Annotated in this window: 4 protein-coding genes; 1 reads left to right on the top strand and 3 read right to left on the bottom strand. The window is 52.3% G+C overall.

Annotated features, from left to right (window positions below; all coding sequences use genetic code 11):
• Positions 1 to 253 precede the first annotated feature (253 nt).
• Positions 254 to 829 carry a hypothetical protein gene (locus tag D1159_RS18760; RefSeq protein ID WP_161847106.1) on the bottom strand — a complete coding sequence of 192 codons (576 nt, stop codon included), beginning with the start codon at positions 827 to 829 and terminating at the stop codon, positions 254 to 256.
• Positions 830 to 978: 149 nt separating this feature from the next.
• The gene (locus tag D1159_RS18755; RefSeq protein ID WP_161847105.1) at positions 979 to 1,161 is read right to left on the bottom strand and encodes a hypothetical protein; all 183 of its coding nucleotides are present in this window, start codon (positions 1,159 to 1,161) and stop codon (positions 979 to 981) included.
• Positions 1,162 to 1,340: 179 nt separating this feature from the next.
• On the opposite strand from D1159_RS18755, the gene D1159_RS18750 reads away from it, so the two are divergent.
• Entirely contained in the window at positions 1,341 to 1,691 is a 351-nt protein-coding gene (locus D1159_RS18750; RefSeq protein WP_161847104.1) for a TnpV protein, read from the top strand.
• Between the two features lie 53 nt (positions 1,692 to 1,744).
• Here the strand turns inward: D1159_RS18750 and D1159_RS18745 are convergent, their stop codons facing one another.
• A complete protein-coding gene (locus tag D1159_RS18745; RefSeq protein WP_161847103.1) occupies positions 1,745 to 1,957 on the bottom strand; it encodes a UPF0158 family protein in 213 nt (70 codons plus the stop codon).
• Positions 1,958 to 2,050 lie beyond the last annotated feature (93 nt).

Raw genomic sequence — 2,050 nt, 5'->3', positions numbered from 1 at the left:
TCCAGTCGGTTTGAAATGTTCCCTTACGAACCGGCTCAGTTTCTTATGCCCTTTTGGCCCCCTTACAAATGTCCTCCTAATTTTTGTGATTTGGGGCTTGACACATATTTGCAGGTTTGTCGATGAAGTGGGCCAGACCGTTTTCCACCTGCCTGCCGTTGACCTCCACATAGGCGGTCTCCGGCACCGGCATCAGCAGCCTTCCGCTGTCCTGTGTGCTATCCGCACCGGGGAAGTGATCCCACAGGCGGATCTAGCTCTCAAAAGTGCCAAAGCCATAGGTCTCCCGCTCGATGTACTCAAACTGATCCGTCGGCGTCTGCACCATCTCCAGAATGCGGGTGATGTTGTGTTCCATGTGGGCCAGGTTGATGTGCTCATGCAGGCGGTGTTCATTGTAGTATCCGGCGCTGATGTTGACGGCGACAATCCCCAAATGGGGCGCAAGGATCGAAATATTGCTGAAGCTGCCATAGGCCTCCTGAAACCCAAACTCCGTGACAAAATCCACGAACTCCCGGTTGTCGCACCCGTAAAAAACGGCGTTGTCATGGCCCCGGCGATCCATCTCCACAATGTAGTTCACATCCGGGGTCAGACCGCTGGCGGTAAACTTCCGAGCGCCCTGGCCGCCGGTCTCCTCGTCCTCGTAGAACAGAACATGGCAGCAGACCTGCTCCAGAATTTTCAGGGCCATATAGACGCCGGCCCGGTCGTCCCCGCCGATCCCCTGGGGAGACATCAGGATTGTCCCGTCATCAGAGCGACAAATATCCCGCACCGGCTCCATGTGTACGGTGTCCAGGTGGGCCACCAGCAGCACAGGCAAAGTACCCGGCGCATAGAGGTAGCCTTTCCTGGCAATGGGTGATAGCCCTTGCCCTTCAATTCCTCAGCAAGCGCCTTTTTCAGTTCGGCCTGCGGAAGCCGTAGGATCTGTTCCAGGCTCAACCATCCTTGTTTCATAGCGTTCCTCCATTACGCGGCATCCACCAGTTCCGTCCAGGGACAGAACCGGACAGCCGCCAGATTTTTGCAGATCCCCACGATGCCGCACTCTTTGCAGATCACAACCGGCGCACAGTGGCCGCAGTTGAGATCATCATTATGCTTTGTCGGCTCCCCGCAGCAGGGGCATAGGGTCGGGCTCCCAATGGTCATGGGTTCAAATTCCTTTTCCCAGCCCTTCAAGAAGGACACTATCGCATAGCCGTTGTCATAGTCGGTATAATTGTGGCAAAATGGTACATTGCAGTTATGAGAAAGGCGGTGAGAACGCAAAAGACAAGCGTTTTCCGCAACTGCAATTCACATTTTGCTGCAAATGAAAGGAAATGATTATGGAACTGACCTATACGAAAGTAGGAGACTACTACCTCCCGGACCTTGCGCTTGATGATGATACCAAGTACGAAATCGGTATATATGGCCGGATGCGCCAAAGGTTTTTGGAGGAACATCACCCTGGCGTTTACAATCGGATGCTTCTTCATGGGGAATTGTGGAAACACCTCGCTGAAATTGACACCGCTTGTCATGAGCGCATGGATTTTTTAATTCCAGCCATGGCGAAGCAGGAGGGCGTGACCGAAGCCCTGAAAGCATCCAACCAAATGGAATGGGTTGGACGGATGAATAATATCCGCAACCGAGCGGAGGAAATCATACTCCACGAACTGGTCTACGTATGAAAATTATAATGGGAGTGGCTGTGCTCATGGAGCATAGCCGCTCCCCCGTTTTTTTATTCTGTTTCTATGTACTCAATTTCCTCGTCCCGGCACCAGCGAATGGCGATCTCCCGATACGCCGCCGCATGATAATCATACCACTGCTGTTCAATATGATGGTAATAAATTCCGTTCTTGAAGCGGCGGAACGCGCCTTTTCCTCGGATCGCATGAGCCAGCTCCTGACGGGCCGCACCGGGCGGCAGCGATTCAATAAAGCTCTCCATAATGCTATATTCGTGAATATAGTAGTATTACTTAAAAATGCTCAATCTGAAGTGAGTTGTTTACGGAAGAAGAAAGCAGCAAAAATAGCCTGA

It is taken from the genome of Pseudoflavonifractor sp. 524-17, assembly GCF_009935845.1.
Lineage (GTDB): Bacteria > Bacillota > Clostridia > Oscillospirales > Oscillospiraceae > Pseudoflavonifractor_A.
This window is presented reverse-complemented; position numbering and strand designations above follow the sequence as displayed.

Excerpts from the sequence above, each read along its gene's own strand:
- D1159_RS18755 (WP_161847105.1), bottom strand. The coding sequence starts at position 1,161 with ATGACCATTGGGAGCCCGACCCTATGCCCCTGCTGCGGGGAGCCGACA.
- D1159_RS18750 (WP_161847104.1), top strand. The coding sequence starts at position 1,341 with ATGGAACTGACCTATACGAAAGTAGGAGACTACTACCTCCCGGACCTT.
- D1159_RS18745 (WP_161847103.1), bottom strand. The coding sequence starts at position 1,957 with ATGGAGAGCTTTATTGAATCGCTGCCGCCCGGTGCGGCCCGTCAGGAG.